At 69.5% G+C, this 16,369-nt stretch carries 25 protein-coding genes and 1 tRNA gene; 13 read left to right on the plus strand and 13 right to left on the minus strand.

Annotated elements, in window-relative coordinates; translation table 11 throughout:
• Positions 1 to 21 precede the first annotated feature (21 nt).
• Positions 22 to 168: a DUF8555 family protein gene (locus N0B31_RS07880; RefSeq protein ID WP_260595322.1), complete on the plus strand. Its 147-nt coding sequence runs from the start codon at positions 22 to 24 to the stop codon at positions 166 to 168.
• Between the two features lie 194 nt (positions 169 to 362).
• Here N0B31_RS07880 and N0B31_RS07885 read toward each other — a convergent pair whose 3' ends face one another.
• Positions 363 to 632 (minus strand): amphi-Trp domain-containing protein, encoded by a 270-nt coding sequence (locus N0B31_RS07885; protein WP_260595323.1) that lies wholly within the window; start codon positions 630 to 632, stop codon positions 363 to 365.
• Positions 633 to 899: 267 nt separating this feature from the next.
• Between N0B31_RS07885 and N0B31_RS07890 the strand changes: the two genes are divergently transcribed.
• Entirely contained in the window at positions 900 to 1,184 is a 285-nt protein-coding gene (locus tag N0B31_RS07890; protein ID WP_260595324.1) for a PadR family transcriptional regulator, read from the plus strand.
• Between the two features lie 9 nt (positions 1,185 to 1,193).
• Here the strand turns inward: N0B31_RS07890 and N0B31_RS07895 are convergent, their stop codons facing one another.
• Positions 1,194 to 1,547, minus strand: coding sequence for a HesB/IscA family protein (locus N0B31_RS07895; protein ID WP_260595325.1), 354 nt, complete (start codon positions 1,545 to 1,547; stop codon positions 1,194 to 1,196).
• 261 nt (positions 1,548 to 1,808) lie between these two features.
• On the opposite strand from N0B31_RS07895, the gene N0B31_RS07900 reads away from it, so the two are divergent.
• Positions 1,809 to 1,883: transfer RNA gene (locus tag N0B31_RS07900), tRNA-Val, on the plus strand.
• An 82-nt stretch (positions 1,884 to 1,965) separates the two neighbouring features.
• Positions 1,966 to 2,376: a DUF7522 family protein gene (locus N0B31_RS07905; RefSeq protein WP_260595326.1), complete on the plus strand. Its 411-nt coding sequence runs from the start codon at positions 1,966 to 1,968 to the stop codon at positions 2,374 to 2,376.
• Between the two features lie 231 nt (positions 2,377 to 2,607).
• Here N0B31_RS07905 and N0B31_RS07910 read toward each other — a convergent pair whose 3' ends face one another.
• From N0B31_RS07910 to N0B31_RS07920, 3 genes are all read right to left on the minus strand, one after another.
• Positions 2,608 to 2,826: a dodecin family protein gene (locus N0B31_RS07910; protein ID WP_260595327.1), complete on the minus strand. Its 219-nt coding sequence runs from the start codon at positions 2,824 to 2,826 to the stop codon at positions 2,608 to 2,610.
• Between the two features lie 101 nt (positions 2,827 to 2,927).
• Positions 2,928 to 3,530: a DsrE/DsrF/DrsH-like family protein gene (locus tag N0B31_RS07915; protein WP_260595328.1), complete on the minus strand. Its 603-nt coding sequence runs from the start codon at positions 3,528 to 3,530 to the stop codon at positions 2,928 to 2,930.
• Entirely contained in the window at positions 3,531 to 3,785 is a 255-nt protein-coding gene (locus N0B31_RS07920; RefSeq protein ID WP_260595329.1) for a sulfurtransferase TusA family protein, read from the minus strand.
• 213 nt (positions 3,786 to 3,998) lie between these two features.
• Here N0B31_RS07920 and N0B31_RS07925 point away from each other — a divergent pair, with 213 nt between their 5' ends.
• The 5 genes from N0B31_RS07925 to N0B31_RS07945 are packed head-to-tail and all read left to right on the plus strand — an operon-like array spanning position 3,999 to position 7,358.
• A complete protein-coding gene (locus N0B31_RS07925; RefSeq protein WP_260595330.1) occupies positions 3,999 to 5,174 on the plus strand; it encodes an MBL fold metallo-hydrolase in 1,176 nt (391 codons plus the stop codon).
• Positions 5,174 to 5,650, plus strand: coding sequence for a YeeE/YedE family protein (locus N0B31_RS07930; protein ID WP_260595331.1), 477 nt, complete (start codon positions 5,174 to 5,176; stop codon positions 5,648 to 5,650). The genes N0B31_RS07925 and N0B31_RS07930 overlap by 1 nt, the downstream gene beginning before the upstream one ends.
• A complete protein-coding gene (locus N0B31_RS07935; protein WP_260595332.1) occupies positions 5,650 to 6,129 on the plus strand; it encodes a DUF6691 family protein in 480 nt (159 codons plus the stop codon). The genes N0B31_RS07930 and N0B31_RS07935 overlap by 1 nt, the downstream gene beginning before the upstream one ends.
• On the plus strand, positions 6,129 to 6,584 hold the full coding sequence (locus N0B31_RS07940) for a helix-turn-helix domain-containing protein (RefSeq protein ID WP_260595333.1): 456 nt from the start codon (positions 6,129 to 6,131) through the stop codon (positions 6,582 to 6,584). The genes N0B31_RS07935 and N0B31_RS07940 overlap by 1 nt, the downstream gene beginning before the upstream one ends.
• Positions 6,585 to 7,358, plus strand: a complete 774-nt coding sequence (locus N0B31_RS07945) for a DUF2270 domain-containing protein (RefSeq protein ID WP_260595334.1) — start codon at positions 6,585 to 6,587, stop codon at positions 7,356 to 7,358. It abuts the gene before it with no gap.
• Between the two features lie 155 nt (positions 7,359 to 7,513).
• On the opposite strand, the gene N0B31_RS07950 is transcribed toward N0B31_RS07945, so the two are convergent.
• Positions 7,514 to 8,272, minus strand: a complete 759-nt coding sequence (locus N0B31_RS07950; protein ID WP_260643329.1) for a DUF429 domain-containing protein — start codon at positions 8,270 to 8,272, stop codon at positions 7,514 to 7,516.
• 122 nt (positions 8,273 to 8,394) lie between these two features.
• Here N0B31_RS07950 and N0B31_RS07955 point away from each other — a divergent pair, with 122 nt between their 5' ends.
• Complete coding sequence (locus N0B31_RS07955) at positions 8,395 to 8,979, plus strand: DUF7504 family protein (protein ID WP_260643330.1); 585 nt, start codon at positions 8,395 to 8,397, stop codon at positions 8,977 to 8,979.
• On the opposite strand, the gene N0B31_RS07960 is transcribed toward N0B31_RS07955, so the two are convergent.
• From N0B31_RS07960 to N0B31_RS07970, 3 genes are all read right to left on the minus strand, one after another.
• Positions 8,976 to 9,614 (minus strand): DUF7504 family protein, encoded by a 639-nt coding sequence (locus tag N0B31_RS07960; protein WP_260643331.1) that lies wholly within the window; start codon positions 9,612 to 9,614, stop codon positions 8,976 to 8,978. The genes N0B31_RS07955 and N0B31_RS07960 overlap by 4 nt on opposite strands.
• Positions 9,611 to 10,207: a response regulator gene (locus tag N0B31_RS07965; RefSeq protein ID WP_260643332.1), complete on the minus strand. Its 597-nt coding sequence runs from the start codon at positions 10,205 to 10,207 to the stop codon at positions 9,611 to 9,613. The genes N0B31_RS07960 and N0B31_RS07965 overlap by 4 nt, the downstream gene beginning before the upstream one ends.
• 66 nt (positions 10,208 to 10,273) lie before the next feature.
• Complete coding sequence (locus N0B31_RS07970) at positions 10,274 to 11,374, minus strand: ATP-binding protein (RefSeq protein ID WP_260643333.1); 1,101 nt, start codon at positions 11,372 to 11,374, stop codon at positions 10,274 to 10,276.
• A gap of 90 nt (positions 11,375 to 11,464) precedes the next feature.
• Here N0B31_RS07970 and N0B31_RS07975 point away from each other — a divergent pair, with 90 nt between their 5' ends.
• Positions 11,465 to 11,734 carry a hypothetical protein gene (locus N0B31_RS07975; protein WP_260643334.1) on the plus strand — a complete coding sequence of 90 codons (270 nt, stop codon included), beginning with the start codon at positions 11,465 to 11,467 and terminating at the stop codon, positions 11,732 to 11,734.
• Here the strand turns inward: N0B31_RS07975 and N0B31_RS07980 are convergent.
• The gene (locus N0B31_RS07980) at positions 11,714 to 12,454 is read right to left on the minus strand and encodes an MBL fold metallo-hydrolase (protein ID WP_260643335.1); all 741 of its coding nucleotides are present in this window, start codon (positions 12,452 to 12,454) and stop codon (positions 11,714 to 11,716) included. The two genes, N0B31_RS07975 and N0B31_RS07980, sit on opposite strands and share 21 nt — an antisense overlap.
• Before the next feature lie 125 nt (positions 12,455 to 12,579).
• On the opposite strand from N0B31_RS07980, the gene N0B31_RS07985 reads away from it, so the two are divergent.
• Together N0B31_RS07985 and N0B31_RS07990 are read left to right on the plus strand one after the other, a co-directional pair.
• On the plus strand, positions 12,580 to 12,855 hold the full coding sequence (locus tag N0B31_RS07985; protein ID WP_260643336.1) for a hypothetical protein: 276 nt from the start codon (positions 12,580 to 12,582) through the stop codon (positions 12,853 to 12,855).
• Between the two features lie 125 nt (positions 12,856 to 12,980).
• Entirely contained in the window at positions 12,981 to 14,804 is a 1,824-nt protein-coding gene (locus N0B31_RS07990; protein WP_260643337.1) for an SLC13 family permease, read from the plus strand.
• Between the two features lies 1 nt (position 14,805).
• Here the strand turns inward: N0B31_RS07990 and N0B31_RS07995 are convergent, their stop codons facing one another.
• The 3 genes from N0B31_RS07995 to N0B31_RS08005 are packed head-to-tail and all read right to left on the minus strand — an operon-like array spanning position 14,806 to position 16,350.
• On the minus strand, positions 14,806 to 15,015 hold the full coding sequence (locus N0B31_RS07995) for a dodecin (protein WP_260643338.1): 210 nt from the start codon (positions 15,013 to 15,015) through the stop codon (positions 14,806 to 14,808).
• Positions 15,016 to 15,067: 52 nt separating this feature from the next.
• On the minus strand, positions 15,068 to 15,724 hold the full coding sequence (locus tag N0B31_RS08000; RefSeq protein ID WP_260643339.1) for a DUF2238 domain-containing protein: 657 nt from the start codon (positions 15,722 to 15,724) through the stop codon (positions 15,068 to 15,070).
• Complete coding sequence (locus tag N0B31_RS08005) at positions 15,721 to 16,350, minus strand: hypothetical protein (protein ID WP_260643340.1); 630 nt, start codon at positions 16,348 to 16,350, stop codon at positions 15,721 to 15,723. Before N0B31_RS08005 ends, N0B31_RS08000 begins: the two co-directional genes overlap by 4 nt.
• Between the last annotated feature and the right edge of the window lie 19 nt (positions 16,351 to 16,369).

Here is a 16,369-nt window from a genome sequence, read left to right on the forward strand (position 1 = left end):
CGGGCGGTGCTACCTCGGAGTATGCGTGACGAGGAGGAGATACGCGAACAGTACGAGTTCCTGAAGGCTGAACTGGACGACGAGGACATGAGACACGAGGGCGTTCGACAGATGTTCACCTACTACAAGCGGGCGCTCGGGTGGGTGCTCGAGGAGGAGTACATCTGAGGAACGCCGGGAGCGTCGTGCGGTTCAGCCGGTAGGTTTATGTCCCCGTGACCGCTTGTTGCAGGTGACGCTTCGCTTTGGAGGGCCGAAGCGTCAGCGGGGACCAACTAGGGCGGCAAGCCTCAAGCCGGCTCTTTTCACCCGGCTCGGGGCTTTCCACTCTTCGAGAACTACACCGCGAGCGACGTGGCCGTCTACTCGATACTCAGCGACGCGTCACCGTCGCCCGCGTTCACGTCCCACTCCAGCTCGAACTCGATGGAGAGCTCCTCGCGGCCGTTCGTCTCGCGCTCGACCTTCACCTCGAAGGTGGGACGAGCGGGCACGTCGAGCGACACCGACGAGCCACCGGCGCTGACCGTGACCGCCTCGCCGGCCTCGAGTTTGTTCGCGACGTCCCGCAGGAGCGCGGCGACGTCGGCACGGGACTGGACCTGTTCGTGTTCGAAGAGGACTTCCTCCATGGTACCCAGTAGGTGTGCTGGGGATTTGACTCGTCCGGCGGTCGGGGTCGGTCGTCGCGCCACTGGCCGAGCGCGTGGTGGGACCGCCGCCGAACGTGACGCCTCGGTGAACGGAGGGTCGGACCAGACACATCAGCGATATTTTGCGTGGTCGACGCCGCTGCACCCTGGTTGCAGGCCCCCTGGCCGGTCTCTCCGGCGCGTACGGGTCGACTCTGCCGGTAAATTTATCGTATTCCGACACTGATTGCGATGCAGACATAACCGATGTACGACCTGACAGGGTTCCAGCGTGACCTCCTCTACGTCATCGCGGGGCGGGACGAACCGCACGGGCTCGCCATCAAGGAAGAGCTCGAGGACTACTACGAGAAGGAGATCCACCACGGGCGGCTCTATCCCAACCTCGACACGCTCGTCGACAAGGGGCTCATCGAGAAGGGGCAGCGCGACCGCCGGACCAACTTCTACACGCTCACGAGTCGTGGCAAGCGGGAGATACAGGCTCGGCACGACTGGGAGGCCCAGTACACCGAGGGGATGTTCGACTGACGGCGCGGTTCAGGTCCTGAACGACTCGCCGCAACCGCACTCACTGACGACGTTCGGATTCTCGACGGTGAAGCCGGCCCCCTGGAGGCCCCCCTCGAACTCCAGCCGTGACCCCGCGATGTACTTCATGCTCGCGGGGTCGACGAACACGCGGAGCCCGTGCTCCGTGATGACGGTGTCGTCGTCCTCCGGTTCCAGGTCGAAGCGCATCCCGTAGGAGAGCCCCGCACATCCGCCCTGCTGGACGAACAGGCGGAGTCCGGCCTCGTCGGTGTCGTGCCCCTCGCCCGCCAGTAGCGAGGTGGCCTGTTCCGCGGCGGCCTCGCTCACGTCCACGGGTCGTTCGGCGGCCTCTGTGCTCATACCCGTAGGTACGCCTGCGTGGTGTTAACGCTAACGCCGGCGACACCGCTCGGCGAGCGGGGACAGACTGGCCGGTGGGTGCCGGCCTTCAGGAGCCCACGGTTCGACGGGCGAGCGCCCGCGTGACGGTACGCGGCGCGAGTGCGCCGTGATTTTAGGCTAGCCTAACAACCACTTGTAGCTTGCGATTTTTCGGCCGGCCTAAATCCATCACGGGAATCGACAAGGGTTAAGTTCGGGCGGGCAGTCCTTCGATACGCCGGGTCGGTGATCTAGTCCGGTTATGATACCTCCTTCACACGGAGGACGTCGGCGGTTCAAATCCGCCCCGACCCACTTCTGCAGCAGACGTTCGGGGAGCGTGTCGCGTCTGACCCGCCAAGCGACCCTTCATGCCGGTCGGCCACGTTGGCTCTCCATGACCGATCCCTCCGCTGCGGGGGCCGAACGGCTCCTCGAGGTACTGCGAGAGGAGTACGGGGACACACTGCGGAGTGTCGTCGAGTACGGTCCCAGTCGGAAACGCATCGTCTACCTCAGGGACGACATCGACCGCCAGGCCGCCAGTGGGCGGCTGGTCCGTCTCGACCAGCTCTACCAGGCCGAGCGCCTCAACAACGACCCGGTCATGAACGATCCGGAACTCGACCGTCTCCACGCCTCGATCTACGTCTTCGACGGCGCGACCGTCGTCCACGTCGTGGACCGGGGTGGCGCCGTCCTCGGCTTCTCGGTGGACACGGCGGCCCCCGTGGCGGTCGGGTCGGTGACGCGGTACCTGCGCGAGGCGTTCGGCGAGGTGCCCGACTCGCTCGCGGACCTGCCCTGACGCGTCAGTCAGGCGGCGGTGTCCCGCCGTCGCTGTCGCTCCGCGTCCGTCTCGCCTCCCGTCTCCCCCGTCCGACGAGCCGGACGGCTGCACTCCACCGGGACTGTCGAGTCGTGGCCGACGGTGACGTGTGCGTCCGCGGGACGTGGCCGTCGTCGTGGATTCGAACCCCACGCAGGGGTGAGGACGGGGCACCCCCCGAGCCCGCGGACACGACCCGAGCCGCGAACGCTACGGCTGCTGTCGGTGTCCGTGGACGGGGAACGCGATCTCGACGGTCGCCTTGTACTCCGTTATCCGCCCGTCTTCCACCTTCGCCGTCCAGTCCTCGACCTCGATGCCGCTGATGTCCTCCACCGACTCGCTCGCCTGCGCGATAGCCTCGCGCGCGGCGTCCTCCCACGAGTCGGTCGACGTGCCCAGTACCTTGATGATCTTCACTGCTGTCATGGCCCGTGCTCCCGTGGTCGCGAGAGCGTATCAACGATTCTTCAGTTCTGTCTGAAGGGATTCCGGTCTGGGCGAAAGAACGTCCCGCCCGGGTGGGCGGTTCAGACCAGCAGTTGTACGTCCGCCTCGGCCATCCGGTTGATGGCCGTTGCGGCACCGACGCCGACGGTGACGCCCTCGTAGAAGTCTGCCTCGTCGTAGTCCATCAGGTCGATGGTCATCTGGCAGGCCTGCATCTCGACGTCCATGTCGAAGCAGGTCTCGAGCAGTTCCTCGATGGTCGCGGTGTCGTTGTCGGCGATGCGCCGCTGCATCATCGTCGTCGTCACGCGGTCCATGCCGGGGAGCGCCGCGAGCGCGTTCGGGACGGGCATGTTCGGGTTGCCGACGGAACTCAACTTCAGGTCCTTCGAGCGCTCCTCGTGGAGGATGTCGAGCCCCCAGAACGTGTGGAAGACGGTGACGTCCCACCCGAACGCGGCCGCAGTCGAGGCGAGGATGAGCGGCGGGTAGGCCATGTCGAGCGTCCCCTTCGTCGCCACGATGACCATCGAGCGCCCGTCGTCGCCGGTGTCGGCCTCGACCTGCGCCTCCAGTTCCTCGATACGATCTTCGAGGGCGGCGATACGTGCCTCGGCCTCCGTCTCGGCGTCTGGTGAGGGCGTGTCGGCCTCGGTCTCGGCACCGTCCGTGTCCGCACTCATCTACGCCACCCGGACGTGGTGGACGTACACCGTCTCACCGCCGTCCTCACGTTCGGACTGCTCTTCGAGGGTCACGCCCTCGGTACCCTCGGCCCACCCGGAGATGTCGCTCACACTGCCGCTGTCTGTCGCCAGCACCTCCAGCAACGCCCCTGACTCGAGACCGTCGACGGCCTGCTTGGTCTTGACCACCGGCATCGGACACGACTCGCCCTTCACGTCCAGCACCTCCGTAGGTTCGGATTCACTCGTCATCGTTGTGTTCTGTCCGCATGCTCGCGGAGCCGACACTAAAGTCTTGCGAGTATACCACAACACACGATTTCTCGCTACCCGTACCACCGACCCGAAGCAGGCTGCAACAGGCGAGAATGACGACTGTTAAGCCCGTCATCGAGGCCAGTCCAGACAGGGATAGATTGTGGCCTCATCGCAACTCTTTTGGCTCGAACTCCCGAATCCCGCACCATGTCAGAGACGAAGTTCCCCGAGGTCGACGCCGAGGTCGAGGCGACGGACGCCGAGGACCTCAAGCGGCGGGTCGACGCGGGGGAGTCGGTCGCCATCGTCGACACTCGAGAGCCCGAGGACTTCGAGACGTGGCACATCGAGGCGCCGACCGTCACGAACGTCAACCTCCCGTACCACGAGTTCTTCGACGGACTGGACGCAGACCTCGAGGCCCGCATCCCGGACGCCGAGACCATCTACGTCGTCTGTGCCATCGGCCGGTCCAGCGAGTACGTCGCGAAGGTACTCACGAAGGCGGGCTACCACGCGACGAACCTCGCCGACGGGATGGAGGGGTGGGCACGCCTCTACGAACACACCGACGTGACGCTGCCCACCGGGACGCTGGTCCGGCAGTACCGGCGGCCCTCCTCGGGCTGTCTGGCCTACATGGTCGTCTCCGAGGACGAGGCGGCCGTCGTCGACCCGCTCCGGGCGTTCACGGACCAGTACCTCGTCGACGCCGACGAACTCGGCGTCCGCATCGAGTACGTGCTCGACACCCACGTCCACGCGGACCACGTCTCCGGCCTGCGCGAACTGGCCGACGCGGCGGGCGCGACGATGGTGCTCCCGCGTGCGGCCGCCGAACGCGGCGCGACCTACGCCGACGAGGCGCGCCTCGTCGAGGGCGGCGAGCGACTCCCGCTCGGGAACACCGCCATCGCGGTCCGGCACACCCCCGGCCACACCTCCGGGATGACGACCTACCGCGTGGACGACGCCATCGCCATGACCGGCGACACGCTGTTCGTCGACAGCGTCGCACGTCCCGACCTCGAGGAGGGTGACGAGGGCGCCACGGCGGCCGCGGAACAGCTCTACGAGACCCTCCAGGAGCGCGTGCTCACCCTGCCGGACGACACGCTTGTCGCGCCGGCCCACTACGGTGGCGACACCGAACCGCGCGAGGACGGCGCCTACCTCACCACGGTCGGCGAGGTGACCGCCTCGCTCGCCCTGCTCGGTGTCGACCGTGAGACGTTCGTCGAGCGCGTCCTCGCGGACATGCCGCCGCGCCCGGCGAACTACGAGGAGATCATCGAGACGAACCTCGGCCGGGCCACCGCGAGCGACGAGGACGCGTTCACGATGGAACTCGGCCCGAACAACTGCTCGGCCGGTGGCGACTGATGCTCGGGGAGCTCTACGCGACGCTGCTACCCAACGGCTGGGTCACCTACGCGGCGGGCGGCGCGCTCATCGGTCTCGGGACGGTGTTCATCTACTCGCTGACCGGCATCTCGGCCGGCGCGAGCACGTTCCTCGAGTCGACGCTCTCGTACGTCTCGGACCGCCCGCAGTTCGCCCAGTACCGCGCCTCGCGTGACTGGCGGGTCGTGTTCAGCCTCGGTATCGTCCTCGGGGCCGCGGCGTGGGCGTTCACGTTCGGCGACGGGCCGTGGCTCACCGACGTCCAGCCGTGGCGCCTCGCACTCGGTGGCGTCCTCGTCGGCGTCGGCACACGCCTCGGCAAGGGCTGTACCTCGGGCCACGGCGTCTGTGGCGTCGGCAGCGGCTCGAAGACCTCCATCGTCAACGTCGCCACGTTCCTCGCCGTCGCCATCGGGGTCGCCCAGCTCGTCGCGGCTATGGGGGTGAGCCCCTGATGGTCGCGAAGGACCACGAGTCCCACCCGCTGTTCCTGCCGGCGGTGTTCGTCGGCGGGCTCGTCTTCGGCGTCGGCCTCGCCGTCAGCGAGATGGCACGGCCGGAGGTCGTCCTCGACTTCCTCCAGTTCGAGGACTTCGGCCTCCTGCTGGTGATGGGTGGGGCCGCGACGGTCACCGCGACCGCCTACGCGGTCGTCGGCCGCTTGCGCGACAGCGCGCCGCTCACGGGCTGGGACTACGAGCGCCGGCTGAAGTCGTTCGACCGGAACGTCCTCCTCGGTGGCACCGTCTTCGGCGTGGGCTGGGGGCTCTCGGGCATCTGTCCGGGCGCGGCCTACGCCAGCCTCGGCATCGGGAACGTCACCATCCTCTGGGCCATCGGCGGGATGTTCGCCGGGGCGTACCTGCAAGGGTGGCTCCGAGCGGTGGTGGCCGGGGACGAGTCGCCCGCCGCGACCGCGGAGGTGTCGGACTGATGGTCGAGTCGATGGGCGAGATGCTCGAACGCGACCTGCAGTGCGAGAACCTGCTCGAGTGTTTCCACGGGCTGAGCGACCTGGACCGCGAGACGTTCCGGGTCCTCGTCGACGCCGACCGGCCGCTGACGGTCGACGAGCTGGCCGAGGCGGTCGACCGGGAGCGTACCACGGCCTACCGCTCGCTCCGGCGACTCGACGAAGCGGGCGTCGTCGACCGGGAACAGCGCAGCGGCGACGGCGGCAGTTACTACCACGTCTTCAGTCCCGCCGACCCCGACGAGGTGGCCGACGCGATGCAGCGCCTGCTCAACGACTGGTACGCGACGATGGGGACGCTCGTCGCCGAGTTCCGCGAGACGTACGCCGACCGCGTCGAAGTGGGCGCGGACACCGACGACGAGCCCGAGCGCGTCGCCGACGACCCACACCCGGCGCCGGCCAACCCCGAGTAGATGACCGACGCGAGCACCGGACCCCCCCACGAGACCGAACCGGACGAGGCGTCGAGCGACGCTGAGTCCCCACCGGTGGACTCGGCTCCCACGGCCGCCCCCGACGAGTCGGGGGACGCGAACGTCGGCTACGGGCTGCTCGACGAGGAGATGGGCCCAAGCGGGGCGATGGCGCACCTCTACCGTGGCGAGGTCCACCGGATGAAGCTCTGGCGCGAGCGGTTGGACCAGACGACGAACTGGGCGGTCCTCCTGCTGGCGGCCATCCTGACGTGGGCGTTCTCGAACCCGAGCAACCCCCACTACGTCCTGCTCATCGGCAACATCGCCGTGGGGCTGTTCCTCGTCATCGAGGCGCGTCGCTACCGCGCCTACGACATGTGGCGCTCGCGGGTCCGGACGCTCCAGCGGAACGTCTTCGCGCCGGGGCTCGACCCGACACGCGAGGTGGACCCGGACTGGCGCGAGCATCTCGCGGCGGACTACTACCAGCCCACGCTGAAGATCACGTTCGAGGAGGCCCTCGCCCATCGCCTGCGGCGGGTCTACCTCCCGCTGTTCTGCATCCTCGACGGCGCGTGGGTGCTCCGGGTCACCGCGTTCAGCGCCGTGCCGTGGCCCGAGAGCGCGGCCATCGGCGTCGTCTCGGGCCTCGCGGTGACGGCCGGGCTGGCCGTCGCGTTCTGCGCCGCGCTGTTCGTCGCGCTCAGACCGCGCACGTGGCGGGCGCAGGACGAACTCCGGACGGAGGATATCAGGTCGCCGCACGAGTAGGGCGAGGTGTGCGAGGTGTCGTGCGAGCGCAGCGAGCGCGACACCTCGGACTGACGAACGGCGAGCGAAGCGAGCCGTGAGCCGCGGCCTGCTTGCGCCGACCGACGAGCGCAGCGAGCGCGACACCTCGGACTCACGAACGGCGCGGGACGCCCTCAGCCTCCGAGCGGCCGCTCGCTCCGGTAGCACATCCGCATCGGCAGTCCCTCCGGGTCGAGCGGCGGGTCCGTCGGCAGCGATCGGAACTCGCCGGGACCGGGGCGTGCGGTCAGCGCGAGTGCCGTCGCGTCGATGACGTCGGCGACGCGCACCTCGTGGCCGCCGGTGGCCTCGCTGGCGTTCACCACGTCGACCGGGGCGTCCGCGTCGAACGCCGCCAGCACCCGCAGCCGCTCGGCGTAGCCGGCGGCCGTCCCGGCGTCGTACGAGAGGGTCTCACCGGCCAGCGCGCGGAAACAGAGTTCGGGGTGGGATTCGACGACCACCTCGCGGGCCTCCGGGATGGCCCCGAGCAGGCTGTCGACCTCGGCGATGTAGCCGGCGAGTTCGTGCGCGCGCTTCGAGAGCCGGCGGCCGGTCTTGCGCTCGTTCACCCGCGTCGCGGTGGCGTGGCGTCGCTTGCGCGTCGCCTCTCGGACCGGCGCGGGGACGACGGCGCTCGCGCGTGGGCCGAGCACCTCGCGCGCCAGCGGCTCCGGCGGCCGGGGGTCCTCGCCGCCCTCCAGCAGTCCGACCGGAACCCCGACGAGGATGCGTTCGGCCGTCTCCTCGTAGCGCCCCCAGAGCGCGCCCACCTCGGGGAACACCGCGGCGTGGTCGAACCCGTCCACGGTGTGGACCACGGCCACCCAGCCATCGGGACAGCGCCCGGCGCCGACGTACTGCCGTTCACCCTCCGTCGCCGTCTCACTCACACCGGACCAGTCGTGACTCGCCTGCATGTATCCATCGGGACCGGGACCGGTTCACGGCGGGGCTACTTCAACCGCTGAGAACGCCGCTCGGGTATTATGTGTCCGTGGTACGACGTGGAAGTATGAGCAGACAAGGTACCGTCGACCCCACCGGGGCGGACTCGGCGCGGACCACCCCGCGGGGCGAGAACGTGCTGGTGCTCGCGTCCTCGATGGACGCCGCTGCCGACGAGCCGTGCCGGTCCCTCACGAGCGATGCCGACGCTCTCGTCGTGGTCTCCCTCTCGGAGTCGCCGGACCGGCGCCTGCGCGCCATCACGGCCGACGGCCGGCGGCCCGCGCAGGTGGGGGCTATCTCCTGTGACACGACCCGAGGGGCGGCCGCGGCGTCGGGGAGCAGCCAGTCCGCCGGCGGCTCGGCCATCGTGACGGTGCCGAGCCCGGCCGACCTCACCGGCATCGGGATGCACGCCGAGCGACTCCTCACGCGGTTCGAGGGGGTGGGCCGGGTGGCCCTCTGTGTCCACTCGCTCACCACGCTCCTCCAGTACGCCGACACGCGGGCGGTCTTCCGCTTCGGCCACGCCCTCACCCGCAAGGTGCGCGAGACGGGAGCGACGGCGTACTTCCACCTCGACCCAGCGACGGTGGACCAACGGACGCTCCGGACGATGCGGTCGCTGTTCGACCGGACCGTAGAGGTCTAGACCGGGGTCCAGTTCGACCGGCCCTCGGGCCCGGTCACGCGACACGACACCTCGGAGCCACGCTCGTCCAGTTCCACCACGACGTCGAACGCGTCGGTGAGCATCGCGAGAGTCTGGTCGTTGCACGCGTCGGGGTTGAGCGTGCAGACGCCGAGCATCCCACCACGCTCGACCCGTCGGGCGAGCGTGGTGCAGAACTCGAACACGCCGCCACGGTCGAGGTGGTCGAGCATCGACGTGAGCGATAGCAGGCCGACCCGCATCCGGGCGGTGTCCGCCAGTTCGCGGAAACCGCGCGTGAGGGCCGTCCCGAGTTCCGTCAGGTCGCCGGGCGAGGAGATGGCGGCGACCCCCTTCCCCCCGGTTCCGGTGGCGTCGACGACGAACAGCCGGTCGTCGCCCTCTGCGCCCGTCACCTCGCGGTAGGCGCCGGAGGCCGCCACGCCGGGGACGTCGGTGCTGACGAGGACCACACCCTCGGCGCGTCGCTGACCAGCCGCGAGGAGTTCGTAGGCGAACTCGCGGCGGTCGACGCCGGCCGGCCCCAGCAGGAGGATCGAGGTCCCGGGCGCCACCCGCCGTCGGCCCGAGTGGGGGAACGATGGGCCGAGGTCGAACGGCGACTCCTCGCTCACGACTCCTCACCCTGCCGCTCGTCGATGGTCCGGAGCGTGGCCGCGAAGCCGGTCCCGTCCGCCTCGACGGCGGCCGACTCGTCGAGGCGTGCGTCGAGTTCCTCGATGCGGGCCTGCAACCGCTGGAACTCCTCGCGCTCGCGGACGCCGGCCTCGTCGCCTCGGGAGAGCAGCGTCTCGCGTTTCTCGACCAGCGACGTGTACTCGTCGAGTGCGTCGGAGTACGCCGTCTGTGCCCGGATGGCCTCGATGGTCTCGGTCAGGCCCTCGCGGTCGACCGGCTTGGTCAGGTAGGCGTCGAACCCCATCTCCACGATGTCGAGGTCCGGTTCGACGGCCGTCACCATCGCGTACTTCGCGCCGATGTCGCGCTCGCGCAGCGCCGCCAGCGTCTCGCTCCCGGAGCGTCCCGGCATCAGCCGGTCGAGCAACACCACGTCGACGCCCTCGTCGGCCACCTCGAGTGCCGTCTCCCCGTCGGGTGCGGTCAGTACCTCGTACTCGCCCTCGAGCCAGAGCTGGTAGGTCTCGCGGAGTTTCGCTTCGTCCTCCACCACGAGGACCGTCGGCGGGCCGTCCGCCGAATCTATCATATTTTCGTCGTCGCACGGTGGGCGGATAAAACCGGCGGCCACGCCAGCCTCGCGGGCCGTGGCGGGTCAGTTCGCCCGCCGGAACCGGAGGACGAACACGGCGCCACGTGGGTCGTTGTCCTCGATGGTCACCGTCCCGCCGTAGGCGTCCATCATCGTGTCGACGAAGAAGAGGCCGAACCCGGACCCGACCTCAGAGTCCTTCAGGCCCCGGTGGTCGCGCCGGAACACGGTCGCCTTGATGTCGTCCGGGATGCCCGGCCCGTCGTCGGCGATCCGTACCTCGACGGACTCGTCGGTCGTGGTGGCCGTGACCTCGACGTGTGGCCGCTCCCGGTCGTGGTGCTCGACGGCGTTCGAGAGCACGTTCGCGAACACGTCGGCGGCGAGGTCGTCCGCCAGCGCCAGCGCCCCCGTCGACGTGTCGACGGAGACGTCGACCTCGCGGGTCTGGGCGAGTGTCTCGGCCTCCTGCGCGGCGAGCTCCGCCACGTCGGTCGGTTGGGTGGCGTACGTCTCGCCCTCGCCAAGCACGTCCAGGACCGCACGGGTTCGTTCGACGAGATCGACGACCTCCTCGGTCTGCGTCTCGATGGTCTCGGCGTACTCCCGCTCGCGCCCGTTCAGGTCGTCGGTGATGACCTCGGCGCGCGCCTGGACGATCATCATCGCGTTCAGCACGTCGTGTCTGAGCATCGAGTTGAGCAACTCGAAGCGGTCGCGGGCGCGTTCGGCACGCTCGGCGTCGTTCCGGGCCCGTGCGTTCAGGAGGCCCACGACGACTCCCGCGAGCGCGCCCGTGCTCGTGGCGACGAGCAGCGCGAACTGCGGTTCCCCGACGGGGCGACCCTCCGCGCTCCGGATGAGCATCGTCGCGGCGAGGGCGCCCGAGAACAGCGCTCCGCCCCCGACCGACAGGAGCGCGACCCGCCAGCGCGCGCCCACCCCGAGGTCGGTCCGGTGGAGGAACACCCCGGAGAGACCGACGAGCATCGCCCCGCCCAGCCCCATGGCGAACGCCGCGATGGGGGGGAGCGTCACCGAGAGGTTCCGGAGTTCCATCCGGAAGTTCCAGAGGGCGACGGCGAACAGGCCGGCACCGAACAGGCCGAGCAGCAGCGGCGGAAGTCGCTCGTCGTCCAGCGGCGACGGCGTGCTCACGTCCATCGTCCGGATTTCAGGCGTGCGGTAGTTGGAACTTGTGACTCGACGGGCCGCCGCCACGGGGTTCAAGCCACGGCGTCGCCTACCGGAGGTGTGGACTGGGTCTGCACGGAGTGTGAACGGACGTACCACGAGGTGCCAGACGCCTGTGGCGCCTGCGGCAACGAGGCCGTCGTCCCGGTCGACGAGCACCGCGTGGGGCGTCTGGACAGACTCCTCCGGAACGCCCGCGGCGCGCTCACGGACCCGTCGAGGGTGGACCGGAGTCTGGTCCGCCCGGCGTCCGGCGTGGACCTCGCGTTCCGCCTGCTCGTCCTCGCCGCGGTGGTGCTGGCGGGGTCGTTACTGCTCGGCCTCGTCTAGGACGACCGGGACGCCACGGCCGGCCACGTCGGCCGCGAACGCTCCCGAGTCCGTCTCGATGGCCTCGAACGTGTCGTAGTGGATCGGGCAGACGAGGTCCGGGTCGAGCGCGACGGCGAGGTCGGCCGCTTCGTGGCGGTCCATCGTGAACGTGCCACCGATGGGGGGGCAGAACAGCGAGACGTCGAGCCGGTCGTGCCCCTCCAGTACGTCCGTGTCGCCGGGCCAGAACACGGTCACGTCCCGGTCCCACGCGGAGGGCACGGTGAGGTGGAACCCACAGCCGAGCCCCTCGGGGTGGGGGACGTTCCCCTCGGCGTCGGCCCGCGGTCCCTCGGGGTCGTTGTAGGCAGGCACCGTCCTGACGATCACGTCGCCGACGGCGAGGTCGGCGTGGGCATCGACGGTTCGCACCTCGAGGGGGAGGTCGGTCGGCCGCACCACGTCCCGGTCGATGCGGTGGGTGTTGACCCCCTCGAACAGGACGAGCGTGGCGTCATCGCCGGCCACGCGGCGGATGGCGTCGGAGTCGTAGTGGTGGTCGTGGGTGACACAGACGAGGTCGGCGTCGCCGCCCGCGTCCTCGCGACTGGCGCCGCCGGTCGCGCCGTCGAGGACGCCGTAGCGACCGGGGTCACAGTAGACGACGTGCTCGGGACCGGCCACGCGCAGGGTGGCGTAGCCGAGCCACGAGACGTCCAGTCCGTCGTGGCGGAACATGCGGGTCGATTCTCCGGCGGTGATAACAAAGGTTCGGCCGTCGGGTGGCGAAAACGAGGGTGTTTTCAGCTGGAGATAATACGCGCGACGGTTTATGTGTCAGGGACCGATAGAGGGGAACGAACGTGTCCGAGGTCCCCCGGACGCGAACCAACATGGTCAGCGACGAAGAACTCAAACAACACATCCGCACCGCCGAACGACAGCACGAGCAGTCGACGCCCGTCGCCGGACGACTCGACGAGATGGAGTCGACGGCCCGGCACGTCCACAACGAACTGGCCCGCCGCATCGAGGCGGTGGACGACGCCAGCGCCGACCGGGACGAACTCGCGGCCATCCGCGAGGAGCTGGCCCGACTGGACCGTCGACTCGAATCCATCGAAGCCCAGCTCGACTGAGACGACCCGGCCCCGAGCCCCGGTTCCGGCGTGCTGACCACCACCCCTCCACGCCGCTCTAATTCTCGATTCTGATACCGCCAGCCGGCGGTACCGTTTAAGCCGAGCCCTGTCGAACGGCCCGCATGGTCACCGCGCCGCCGACGAGCGCCCTGGTCGTGTTCGCGCTCGTCGCCGTCGCCGTCGGGCTGTTCGTCACAGAGGTCGTCAGTCCGGACGTGACTGCGCTCTCGGTGCTGGTGGCGCTGGTCCTGCTCGAACCGTGGACCGGGGTCGGGCCGCAGGCGGCGCTCTCGGGGTTCGCCTCGCCGGCCACCATCACCATCCTCGCGATGTTCGTCCTGAGCGCGGGCGTCCAGCAGACGGGCGCCATCCGACGGCTGGGGGCACTCGTCGCGGAGTTCGTCGCGGGGGACCGTCGACGGCTCTCGACCGCCATCGTGGCGATGACCGGGCCGCTGGCCGGGTTCGTCAACAACACCCCGGTCGTGGCGATGTTCATCCCGATGGTGACGGAGCTCGCCGACGAGGTCCACCTCTCCCCCTCGAAACTGCTCATCCCCCTGAGTTACGCCTCCATGCTCGGGGGGACCCTGACGCTCATCGGGACGGCGACCAACGTCCTCGCCTCGGACCTCCTGGACGAACTCGTCGGGCAGTCCTTCTCGATGTTCTCGTTCACGCCACTCGGCGTGGTCGTCCTGCTGGTCGGCTCCGCCTACCTGCTGCTCGTGGCCGTCCCGCTCCTGCCCGAGCGCATCGAGGTGGTCGACCTCGTCAGCGAGTTCGGCCTCGAGGGGTACCTCCACCGGGTCTACGTCCGGCGACGCTCGCCGCTGATCGGGCTCAGCGTCGCCGAGGCGATGGAGGAACTCGACGTGGACGTCGACATCATCCAGATCGTCCGCGGTGAGGAGACGCTCATCGCGCCCGTCGACCGGACCATCGAGCAACAGGACGTGCTCACCGTCCGGGCCGACCGGGACGCGCTCGACGCGTTCGTCGCCCTCGGCGCGCTCCGGCGGCTCCCGCAGGCCCGTGTCACGGAGCGCGAACTCGTCGAACCCGAGGGGCTCGGGACACTCGTGGAGGCCAGCATCGCACGGAAGTCGGCGCTGGCCGGCGAGACGCTCCGGACCGCAGAACTCCGTCGTCGCTACACCGACACCGTCCTCGCGTTCCGTCGTGGGGGTGACCTCGTCCACGAGGACATCGCCGACTTCGAGATGAGTGAGGGTGACGGACTGTTGCTCTACACCACGCAGGAGACGGTCGACCGACTGCGGAGCGACGGCGACCTCCTCGTCACGGAGGTGGCGAGGCTCCCGAACCACGAGGAGACGTTCCCGCCACTGTTCGAGACGAAGGCACCACTCGCCATCGGCGTCGTCGGCGGGGTCGTCGCACTGGCCGCCCTGGACGTGCTCCCCATCGCTATCGCGGCGCTGGCCGGTGTCGTCGCGATGGTCGTCGGCGGGGTCATCGAGACCCGCGAGGCGTACAAGTCCGTCGACTGGGAGGTCATCCTCCTGCTCGCGGGCATCATCCCGCTCGGACTGGCCATCCAGTCCTCGGGCGGGGCGGCGTACCTCGGCGAACTGGTGGCGGCGGCGGCACCGGCGCTCCCGGCGCTCGTCGTCCTCGGGGCGTTCTACCTGCTCACGGGACTGCTCGCGAACCTCGTGACACCCGTGGCCAGCGTCGTCCTCGTGCTCCCCATCGCCGTCGAGACGGCGGCGAACGTGGGGGCCGACCAGTTCGCCTTCGCCCTCGGCGTGACCTTCGGCGCCGCCACCGCCTTCACCACCCCCATCGGCTATCAGACCAACCTCATGGTCTTCGCCCCCGGTGGCTACCGGTTCACCGACTACGTCCGGGTCGGTCTGCCGCTCCAACTGCTGCTCACGGTCGTCACCCCGGTGGCCATCGACCTGCTCTACAGCGTCTGAGTCACTCCTGCGGCTCGGCCAGTTCGAAGGCGACCGTCACCTCGGCCTGGTACTCCCGGTCGGCGGCGCTGGCGACCTCCACGCCGAGTTCCTCCACCTCCACCCAGTGGACGTTCTCGATGGTCTGTTCGGCCCGGTCGACGGCGTCGTCGACCGCGGCGTCGAAACTCTCGGTGCTCCGGCCGATGAGGGTGATCTTCTTGAACACCATCGCGCTCCTCGGTTCTCAGCCAGACTACATAAATCCGCGTGGCGTGGTACCACTACGCGCTGCGGAAGCGCGCCGCCATCTCCGCGGCCAGCCCCGAGAGGTGTGCGGTCCCCCACACCGCCACCACGACGGCCCCGACGGTGTCGAACACGAGGTCGAGCATCGTGTCCTCGAGGCCGTACTGGGTCAGGACGGTGCCGCTCCCGAGGACGCCCGCGGTCTCCGCCAGCGTGAACTCGACGACCTCCCAGAAGACCCCGAACGCGAGGGTCACCAGCAGGATGAACGCGAACATGAACCGGGGTGGGAGCGATACGTCCTCGGAGTGCAGGTCGTAGGCCCGCGCGGTGGCGTAGCCGGCCGCCGCGACGACGCTCGCCGACAGCGCGTGGGTGACGTGGTCCCACCACCAGACCTGTCGGTAGAACGAGGTGAGGCCGGTGCCCGGGATACCCACCGTCCCGAGCGCGTGGAGGAAGACGGCGCTGGTCACCCAGAGGACGAGGCCGGCGTCCATCTGGACGCCGAAGTCGCGTTCCAGCACCGGGACCAGTTGCGTGACGGCGATGGCGACCCCGGTGTTGACGAGGATGCCCGTGTTCCCGCGCTGGAGGCCCACGAGGAACATCCCGACGAGCAACACCTCCATCGCTGCCACCAGACGCAGTTGCGTTCGTTCGCCCAGACCCAGTCGGTCACGGAGCCTCACGCGCGCACCTCCGGCGGCACCACCGTCTCCGGGGTCCGCCGGCGCCGGAAGTACCCCTCGAAGATGACGCCGGCGAGCACGCCCGCGGCCGTCGAGTAGACGAACTCGAACATCAGTGCGCGCTCGATGGCCGCCTCGGGCAACGTCGGGTCGAGCAGGAACGTCGTCCCGAGCAGGCTGTCGAGGGCGAACCGGGCGACGGCCCACGCACCGGCGGCCGCGAGCGTCGCCACGACGACGAACCCCACGGCGAACCGTGGGGTCATCCGCACCGGGGTGAACACCTGGAGCTCCACGGCGACGACGAGCGCCACAGCGGCGACCGAGAGGTAGGTGGCGAGCGCGCTCGTCACGGGGACTGTGGCGGCAGAGCGACCGAGCAGGGGGAGCGACGCCAGCGCGAGCACCTCCCACGGGAGCATCACGCGAGGTGACTGGTGGCCGAGGGGGACGACGAGCGTGAGCGCGAGGACGGTTCCCGCGAACCCGGCCCAGAGCAGCGACCCGGTGAGCGCGTTCCCGACGGCGACGACGGTCACCGCCCCGACCAGCGCCCACGCCAGCAGGGCGTTCGTCCGGGCGTCCTCGAGGAGTCCCTCTAGTCCACCGCGCGCGTCGTCCGACATCGTACGGGTGCGAGGTGGG

Source organism: Salinirubellus salinus (genome assembly GCF_025231485.1).
In the GTDB taxonomy this organism is placed as follows: domain Archaea; phylum Halobacteriota; class Halobacteria; order Halobacteriales; family Haloarculaceae; genus Salinirubellus; species Salinirubellus salinus.

Coding starts and splice junctions, on each gene's coding strand:
- N0B31_RS07895 (WP_260595325.1), bottom strand. CDS start 1,547: ATGAGCACAGAGGCCGCCGAACGACCCGTGGACGTGAGCGAGGCCGCC.
- N0B31_RS07945 (WP_260595334.1), top strand. CDS start 6,585: ATGACCGACGCGAGCACCGGACCCCCCCACGAGACCGAACCGGACGAG.
- N0B31_RS07890 (WP_260595324.1), top strand. CDS start 900: ATGTACGACCTGACAGGGTTCCAGCGTGACCTCCTCTACGTCATCGCG.
- N0B31_RS07915 (WP_260595328.1), bottom strand. CDS start 3,530: ATGAGTGCGGACACGGACGGTGCCGAGACCGAGGCCGACACGCCCTCA.
- N0B31_RS07980 (WP_260643335.1), bottom strand. CDS start 12,454: ATGTTCCGCCACGACGGACTGGACGTCTCGTGGCTCGGCTACGCCACC.
- N0B31_RS07930 (WP_260595331.1), top strand. CDS start 5,174: ATGCTCGGGGAGCTCTACGCGACGCTGCTACCCAACGGCTGGGTCACC.
- N0B31_RS07965 (WP_260643332.1), bottom strand. CDS start 10,207: ATGATAGATTCGGCGGACGGCCCGCCGACGGTCCTCGTGGTGGAGGAC.
- N0B31_RS08005 (WP_260643340.1), bottom strand. CDS start 16,350: ATGTCGGACGACGCGCGCGGTGGACTAGAGGGACTCCTCGAGGACGCC.
- N0B31_RS07920 (WP_260595329.1), bottom strand. CDS start 3,785: ATGACGAGTGAATCCGAACCTACGGAGGTGCTGGACGTGAAGGGCGAG.
- N0B31_RS07955 (WP_260643330.1), top strand. CDS start 8,395: ATGAGCAGACAAGGTACCGTCGACCCCACCGGGGCGGACTCGGCGCGG.
- N0B31_RS07905 (WP_260595326.1), top strand. CDS start 1,966: ATGACCGATCCCTCCGCTGCGGGGGCCGAACGGCTCCTCGAGGTACTG.
- N0B31_RS07910 (WP_260595327.1), bottom strand. CDS start 2,826: ATGACAGCAGTGAAGATCATCAAGGTACTGGGCACGTCGACCGACTCG.
- N0B31_RS07880 (WP_260595322.1), top strand. CDS start 22: ATGCGTGACGAGGAGGAGATACGCGAACAGTACGAGTTCCTGAAGGCT.
- N0B31_RS07885 (WP_260595323.1), bottom strand. CDS start 632: ATGGAGGAAGTCCTCTTCGAACACGAACAGGTCCAGTCCCGTGCCGAC.
- N0B31_RS07995 (WP_260643338.1), bottom strand. CDS start 15,015: ATGGTGTTCAAGAAGATCACCCTCATCGGCCGGAGCACCGAGAGTTTC.
- N0B31_RS07990 (WP_260643337.1), top strand. CDS start 12,981: ATGGTCACCGCGCCGCCGACGAGCGCCCTGGTCGTGTTCGCGCTCGTC.
- N0B31_RS07940 (WP_260595333.1), top strand. CDS start 6,129: ATGGTCGAGTCGATGGGCGAGATGCTCGAACGCGACCTGCAGTGCGAG.
- N0B31_RS07970 (WP_260643333.1), bottom strand. CDS start 11,374: ATGGACGTGAGCACGCCGTCGCCGCTGGACGACGAGCGACTTCCGCCG.
- N0B31_RS07925 (WP_260595330.1), top strand. CDS start 3,999: ATGTCAGAGACGAAGTTCCCCGAGGTCGACGCCGAGGTCGAGGCGACG.
- N0B31_RS07935 (WP_260595332.1), top strand. CDS start 5,650: ATGGTCGCGAAGGACCACGAGTCCCACCCGCTGTTCCTGCCGGCGGTG.